The 7,416-nt window shown below is 35.2% G+C and carries 6 protein-coding genes; 3 read left to right on the top strand and 3 right to left on the bottom strand.

Translation table 11 applies throughout. The features are described from left to right. From HMPREF3023_RS02990 to secA, 3 genes are all read right to left on the bottom strand, one after another. A partial coding sequence (locus HMPREF3023_RS02990; RefSeq protein ID WP_144019623.1) for a DUF819 family protein occupies positions 1-404 on the bottom strand: 404 nt, incomplete at its 3' end. Positions 405-483: 79 nt separating this feature from the next. After that, positions 484-1,578: a dipeptide epimerase gene (locus HMPREF3023_RS02985; protein WP_070700503.1), complete on the bottom strand. Its 1,095-nt coding sequence runs from the start codon at positions 1,576-1,578 to the stop codon at positions 484-486. Between the two features lie 421 nt (positions 1,579-1,999). Then, the gene (secA, locus tag HMPREF3023_RS02980; RefSeq protein ID WP_070700501.1) at positions 2,000-4,738 is read right to left on the bottom strand and encodes a preprotein translocase subunit SecA; all 2,739 of its coding nucleotides are present in this window, start codon (positions 4,736-4,738) and stop codon (positions 2,000-2,002) included. Positions 4,739-4,954: 216 nt separating this feature from the next. Here secA and guaA point away from each other — a divergent pair, with 216 nt between their 5' ends. The 3 genes from guaA (at position 4,955) to HMPREF3023_RS09625 (ending at position 7,389) form a co-directional block, all read left to right on the top strand. Then, the gene (gene guaA, locus HMPREF3023_RS02975) at positions 4,955-6,475 is read left to right on the top strand and encodes a glutamine-hydrolyzing GMP synthase (RefSeq protein ID WP_070700498.1); all 1,521 of its coding nucleotides are present in this window, start codon (positions 4,955-4,957) and stop codon (positions 6,473-6,475) included. A gap of 269 nt (positions 6,476-6,744) precedes the next feature. Then, on the top strand, positions 6,745-6,963 hold the full coding sequence (locus HMPREF3023_RS09630; protein WP_236587171.1) for an AlbA family DNA-binding domain-containing protein: 219 nt from the start codon (positions 6,745-6,747) through the stop codon (positions 6,961-6,963). A gap of 144 nt (positions 6,964-7,107) precedes the next feature. Further along, on the top strand, positions 7,108-7,389 hold the full coding sequence (locus tag HMPREF3023_RS09625; RefSeq protein ID WP_236587170.1) for a hypothetical protein: 282 nt from the start codon (positions 7,108-7,110) through the stop codon (positions 7,387-7,389). The last annotated feature ends 27 nt before the right edge of the window (positions 7,390-7,416 follow it).

Raw genomic sequence — 7,416 nt, 5'->3', positions numbered from 1 at the left:
CATGATGCGAATAAGGCTGCTACTGCTGCCCATGTGTCTGTACCTAGGGTATGTTTAAATATTGGATATCCTATTAAGAAACCTACAAATAGTGTTGCTGAACATCCTAAGAAAATTGCTACCATTCTTCCACCTAATTTTGCAAGTTTTTTAAAGTCACAACGCAGTAACATTACAAAAATCATTGCATATAGTAGGTTGTTCTTTAGGGCTGAATATGTATTTGAACATGCTTCTGAGTCATATAGTCCCATGGTACAGAAAACCATGTTTAATACATATATAAATACAAGTGGTGGTACAACGTTAAATACTTTCCATTTTGTGTATTTTTCTAGGGCAAGAAGGGCTCCTGCTACAAACATTAAAAATGCTATATAAGTAAATCCATTTGTGATAACCATAATTTACTCCTTTCTTTTTTATATTTTTTGATTTTTAATATTTTATTTTATTAAGTTTAGTTTTTATGATTTCAAGCTTTTATATGTCTAGGTATTTTATTCCCTTAACTGATTTGATTCCTAGTCCGTAATCGTCTGTCACAGTTACTTCTTTTTCATTGAAGATTGCTCCACCTTCTATTGGATCTTCGGAACAAAGTACTGGTCCATCTAGGTCAATCTTTGTGATGATTTGCTTTGCACATGCTAGGTGAACTGCTGCGTTTACTGAGATTTTTGCTTCTAACATGCATCCTATCATGCATTCTACTCCACAAAGTTCTGCCATGCTTGTTATCTTAAGAGCATTGTAAAGTCCTCCGCACTTCATTAATTTTATGTTTATTAGGTCTGCTGCCTTCATATTTAGGATTTTCATGGCATCTTCTGCTGAGAATACACTTTCATCTGCTAGGACTGGAACTATTGAATGGTCTGTGACATATTTTAGACCTTCATAGTCGTGTGCCTTTACTGGTTGTTCTACTAATTCTATGTCCAAGAGTTTTTCTTGCATTGAGTCTAGTATTCTCACTGCTTCTTTTGGTGACCAAGCTTGGTTGGCATCAATTCTAATTCTTACGTCTGGGCCCACTGCCTTTCTTATGGCATCAAGTCTTTCTACGTCAAGGCTAGGATCTATTCCTACTTTTACCTTTAGGGTGTCGTATTTTCTTTTTACTGCATCTATGGCGTCTCTTGCCATTTCTTCTGGATCATTTACAGATATTGTTATGTCTGTAGTTATTTTCTTTCTTGAACCTCCCATTAGTTTGTGAACAGGAATTTTATGTAGCTGTCCATATAGGTCCCAAAGGGCCATGTCGCAGGCTGCTTTTGCACTTGTATTTTTTACTATGCAAGAGTTTAACGCCATCATTAAGTTTTCAAAATCGTCTACGTCCCTACCCACAATTGTTTTTATTATATGGTCTTTGAAGGCTCCTATGATTGAATATTGTGTCTCACCTGTTACTGCTCCTGTTGGTGGTGCTTCACCATAACCAATGTGTCCTGTGTCGGTGTGAATTTCAACAATGATGTCTTCTACGCTGTCAACTGATCTTAGGGCTGTCTTAAAGGGAACCCTCAAAGGGACAGATAAGATTCCTAATTTTACGTCTGTAATTTTCATTTTTACCTCCTTACTTTTCACTTCAAATGACAAAACTAAAAAACAATATAAAAAAGCCCAGCAAAATAAAACTAGTTTATTTACTGGGTCTCATAAAGCTTTTTGATCTACTGTAATAGCTCATGCAAAATGAAGCAGTTAATATATCTTTGTGAAAACATTTTACTATTTTTAGAAGTTTTTGTCAATATGATAACGTAGTGAAGTTATGAGTAAATTAAAATTTTTGTGATAACATTTTTAATTTTTTTATTTAAATTTTCCACTTCTCTTAAGAATAAATTCTTAATCTCTTCTCACTTTATAAAAATTTTTCAACTATTTACAACTTATTAAACATAAATCAAATAGAAGAAACTTTAAGATTAAAAATAAAGATAAAAAAACTCTGGCATCTCTACCAGAGTTTCTCTATTATATCTTATTCATATTTTCCGTGACAGTTTTTATATTTTTTTCCACTTCCGCAAGGACATGGATCATTTCTTCCTACTTTTTCTTTTTTTCTAACGTAGGGTTTTTTCTTTCCGTCATCTGGATTTACAGTTTCAACTTCCTTTGCCACCCTAACCCTTTGTACTCTTTCAGGGTTAACTACGTGGTAAAGCATTTTAACTGTGTCTTCTTTAATTGATTCGTTCATTGCTTCGAACATGTCAAAGCCTTCTTCTGCGTAGGCTCTTACTGGGTCAGTTTGACCAACTGCACGAAGTCCAATTCCCTTTCTTAGTTGATCCATTGCATCGATGTGGTCCATCCACTTTTGGTCAACATTTTGAAGAAGGGCAACTCTTTCAATTTCTCTGAATTTTTCTTCGCCGAAGTCTTCTTCTTTTTCAATATATTTTGCATCAGCAAGTTCTTTTATATAAGCCTTTAGTGAATCTACTGTAGGATTTTCAAGCTTCTTTAAGAAGTCTTCTTCAAAATCAAAGGTAGATACTCCAAAGTTTCTTATTGATTCAAAGTCAAGATAGTTTTTATTGTTGTCATCTAGCTTGTTGTAGAAGTCAATAGTCTTATCTATTACATCATTTCTCATTGCAATGATGTCGTCTCTTAGGTTTTCACCTTCAAGCACTCTTCTTCTTTCTGCATAGATAACTTCTCTTTGCTTGTTCATAACGTCATCATATTTTAGGACGTTCTTACGAATACTAAAGTTGTTACCTTCTACTTTTCTTTGAGCTGACTCAATTAGTCTTGTAAGAATTTTGTGTTCGATTGGTTCGTCTTCTTCTGGATCAAGCTTAACCATTGTGTCTTTGAATCTGTCTCCAGCAAATAGTCTAATTAAATCGTCATCTGCTGAAATGTAGAATCTTGAAGAACCTGGGTCTCCTTGACGTCCTGAACGACCACGTAATTGGTTATCAATACGTCTTGACTCGTGTCTTTCTGTACCAATAATTCTAAGTCCACCAACCTTTTTAACTTCTTCAGCTTCCTTGTCTGTTTCAACCTTGAATTTTTTAACAAGAGCTTGATAATCTTCTCTTGCCTTTAAGATTTCTGGGTCGTCAGTCTTGAAGTATGAGTCTGCATATTCTAGCATTTCATCTTCCATACCTTGTTTTTTAAGTTCCTTCTTTGCAAGATATTCTGGGTTACCACCAAGTACAATGTCGGTACCACGACCAGCCATGTTTGTGGCAATAGTAACTTGACCGAAACGACCTGCTTGGGCAACTATTTCAGACTCTTGTTCGTGATTTTTGGCGTTTAAGACATTGTGCTTAATGCCAGCACGTTTTAAATATTTAGAAAGTGCTTCAGACTTGTCAATTGAAACAGTACCAACTAGGACTGGTTGACCTTTTTTATTTGCTTCAGCAATTTCTCTTGTAACTGCCTTGAATTTTGCATCCTCATTTATATAGATGTGGTCATTATCGTCTTCCCTTTGAATTGGTTTGTTTGTTGGGATTTCAACAACGTCAATGTTATAAATATCTCTAAACTCGCCTTCTTCTGTCATAGCAGTACCTGTCATACCAGCAAGCTTGTCATACATCCTAAAGTAGTTTTGGAAGGTAATTGTTGCAAGAGTCTTTGATTCAGCTCTTACTTCTAGACCTTCTTTTGCTTCAATAGCTTGGTGAAGACCTTCAGAGTACCTTCTACCATACATTAGACGGCCAGTAAATTCGTCAACAATTATTACTTCGCCATCTTTTACAACATAGTCAATATCCCTGTGCATTGTACCTGCTGCCTTAAGGGCTTGGTTGATGTGGTGAGATAATTCCATGTTTTCTGCATCAGATAAGTTTTCAATGCCAAAATATTTTTCGGCCTTAGCAATACCCTTGTCAGTAAGAGTTGCAGTCTTATCTTTTTCATCTATTACATAGTCTACAGTTTCTTCTTCGAATTCCCTGTTAAATCTTTCAAGATCAATTTCATCTTGAGACTTGATTCTGTGGCTAAGAGTGTTTACAAAATCTCTTGCCCTAACATATAAGTCAACAGATTCATCACCTTGACCAGAAATAATAAGAGGTGTTCTCGCTTCGTCAATTAAAATTGAGTCAACTTCGTCGACGATACAATAGTGAAGTCCTCTCTGAACCATTTCTTCCTTATATATAACCATGTTATCTCTTAGGTAGTCAAAACCAAATTCGTTGTTAGTACCATAAGTGATATCAGAATTATAGGCAGCCTTCCTGTCCTCTTGGTCCATGTCGTGGATAATACATCCAACGCTAAGACCTAGGAATTCATAAACCTTACCCATCCAGTCCCTATCACGGCTAGCCAAGTAGTCGTTGACAGTAACAACGTGAGTTCCCTTGCCTTCAAGGGCATTTAAGTAAGCTGGAAGTGTAGCAACAAGTGTCTTACCTTCACCAGTTCTCATTTCTGCAATTCTACCTTGGTGAAGAACAATACCACCAATAACTTGGACCCTAAAGTGCTTCATGCCAAGAACTCTCCAAGCAGCTTCTCTTACAACAGCAAAAGCTTCTGGAAGTAGGTCATCAGTTGTTTCACCATTCTTAATTCTATTTTTAAATTCTTCAGTTTTATTTTTAAGCTCGTTGTCTGAAAGCTTTTCCATCTCACCTTCGAGACTCATAACTTTATTTACAAGGGGCTCGATTTTTTTAAGTTCCCTATCGCTGTAGGTACCAAAAATCTTTTCCATTAAACCCATTTTACCACTCCTTTTACCTGACGTATTATTCTATCATTAAATGGCATATTTTACAATAAAAATCCCGTTCAACACATCTCTATAAATTATATTGTTACTAATATTTAATGTCAATATAAATAGGCTAATTACTTAATTTAAATAAGTTCTCTAGATGTGAAACTATACAAAATTAAAATTTTATTATAAAATGTACTAAATGATGAGGAGGTTAATATGATACTAGTAGTTGACTTTGGCGGCCAATACAATCAGTTAATAGCAAGACGAATAAGAGATCTTAACATTTACTGCGAAGTTGTACCCTACAACAAGGCCTTAAAAGAATTAGAAAATAGAAAAAACGTTGAAGGAATAATTTTTACAGGTGGACCTAACTCAGTCTATGAAGAAGGAGCACCACAAATAGAAAAAGAAATCTTCGACAAAAACATTCCAATCCTTGGACTTTGCTATGGAATGCAAATCATGGCCCACACACTTGGTGGAGAAGTTATAAAAGCTCCAAAAGAAAGAGAATTTGGAAAAACAGAAATCGAAACAAAAGAATCACCAATCTTTAAAGACCTAGCAAAAGAAGAAACGGTTTGGATGAGTCATGTTGATAGAGTAAAAGAAGTGCCGGAAGGCTTTGAAATAATAGCAAAGAGCGAAAACTGTCCAGTAGCAGGCATGGCAAATGTAGATAGAAAACTTTACGCACTACAATTCCATCCAGAAGTAAACCATTCAGTTCACGGCAAAAAAATGTTAGAAAACTTTGCAGTAGAAATCTGTGGAGCAAAAAAAGATTGGACAATGGAAAACTATGCAAAAAAATCCATCCAAGAAATAAAAGAAAAAGTTGGCGACGGAAAAGTCCTCCTTGCCCTATCAGGTGGAGTTGATTCATCAGTAACAGCAGCCCTACTATCAAAAGCAGTTGGCGAAAATCTAACATGCATTTTCGTTGACCACGGCCTAATGAGAAAAGACGAAGGCGACGAAGTAGAAGAAGCCTTTAAAGACTCAGGCATGCACTTCATAAGAGTAGACGCAGAAAAAAGATTTTTAGATAAACTATCTGGCGTAACAGACCCAGAAAGAAAAAGAAAAATCATTGGCGAAGAATTCATAAGAGTCTTTGAAGAAGAAGGACAAAAAATAAAGGCAGTAGACTTCCTAGCACAAGGAACAATTTACCCAGACGTAATCGAATCAGGACTAGGCGACTCAGCAGTAATAAAGTCTCACCACAACGTTGGCGGACTTCCAGACTTCGTAGACTTCAAAGAAATCATTGAGCCACTCCGCATGCTGTTTAAAGACGAAGTACGTGACCTTGGAAGAGAATTAGGACTTGCAGACTACCTAGTAGACAGACAACCCTTCCCTGGACCAGGACTTGCCATAAGAGTCATGGGAGAAATCACAAAAGAAAAACTAGACATACTTCGTGACGCAGACAAAATCTTTAGAGACGAATTAGAAAAAGCAAAACTAGAAGACATCAACCAATACTTCGCAGTCCTAACAAACAACAGGACAGTAGGAGTAATGGGCGACTTTAGAACTTACGACTATACCCTAGCCCTTCGTGCAGTATCAACAACAGACTTTATGACAGCTGACTTCACAAGAATCCCTTGGGAAATCTTGGATAAGGTGTCAAATAGAATAGTAAACGAAGTAGACCACATAAATAGGATAGTATATGATATAACATCAAAACCCCCAGCAACTATTGAATGGGAATAATCGCAAAATTTTCTAAAATGTCTTCATTACAAGCTATAAAGAGAATGAAAAATGGCTACTGGTACTCAAATTGTACTGGAAGCTAAAAAGAATAAACTAAATAATAGTTCCAAGTGGTTTGCATTTGGACAAAAAATTAGATCATAACTTAAGTGTTATGGTCTTTTTTATTTGATAGGTTGTACAATTAAACGCGACAATAAAATGTCGGTTTGAATTCTCGTACTGTCGCCAATATGATATGATAATTATGTTAGAGGAGGACTGCAATGAACCTATATATAGAGTCAGAAACAATGGAATTAAAAGAAAAATACACAGATACAATTACAAAGGAAATAGTATCTTTCCTTAATAGTGTAGGAGGATCAATTATTATCGGAGTAAAAGATAATGGTGTTGTTGTCGGTGTAGAAAAAGTTGATGAAGTTCTTAGAAAAATATCTGATATTATAACAACTCAACTAGAACTGAACCCACAAGATTAAATCAGTTCAGAGCTTAAATTTGATGAAGGGAAAACTTTAATAGTAATTCATTTAAATAAAGGACATTATCATATTTATTGTCAAAAGAAATATGGATTTTCTTCCACAGGATGCACAATACGAATCGGAACAACCTGTAAAGAGATGACACCAGAGCAGATAAAAATTCGATATGAGAAAAAATTTATAGATAATGAATACATGCTTAAGAAAAAATCAAATTCATCTGATTTATCGTTTAGGGAACTTAAGATATATTATTCGGAAAAAAATTATCATTTGGACGATAAATCTTTTGAAACTAATTTGAATTTAAGAAATGAAGCCGGAGAATATAATTTACTGGCAGAACTATTATTTGATAAAAATAATATTCCCTTTATTTTTGTGAAATTCCAAGGACAGAATAAAGCTTCTATATCTTAAAGAAGCGATTATGGGTATGGATGCATA

It is taken from the genome of Peptoniphilus sp. HMSC075B08 (genome assembly GCF_001815405.1).
In the GTDB taxonomy this organism is placed as follows: domain Bacteria; phylum Bacillota; class Clostridia; order Tissierellales; family Peptoniphilaceae; genus Peptoniphilus_A; species Peptoniphilus_A harei.
Note: the sequence above shows the minus strand (reverse complement) of the source record. Positions and strands in the feature narration are given on the sequence as shown.

Bases quoted from the DNA above. Each gene is read 5' to 3' on its own strand.
- HMPREF3023_RS02985 (WP_070700503.1), bottom strand. From the start codon at position 1,578: ATGAAAATTACAGACGTAAAATTAGGAATCTTATCTGTCCCTTTGAGG.
- secA (WP_070700501.1), bottom strand. From the start codon at position 4,738: ATGGGTTTAATGGAAAAGATTTTTGGTACCTACAGCGATAGGGAACTT.
- guaA (WP_070700498.1), top strand. From the start codon at position 4,955: ATGATACTAGTAGTTGACTTTGGCGGCCAATACAATCAGTTAATAGCA.
- HMPREF3023_RS09630 (WP_236587171.1), top strand. From the start codon at position 6,745: ATGAACCTATATATAGAGTCAGAAACAATGGAATTAAAAGAAAAATAC.
- HMPREF3023_RS09625 (WP_236587170.1), top strand. From the start codon at position 7,108: ATGACACCAGAGCAGATAAAAATTCGATATGAGAAAAAATTTATAGAT.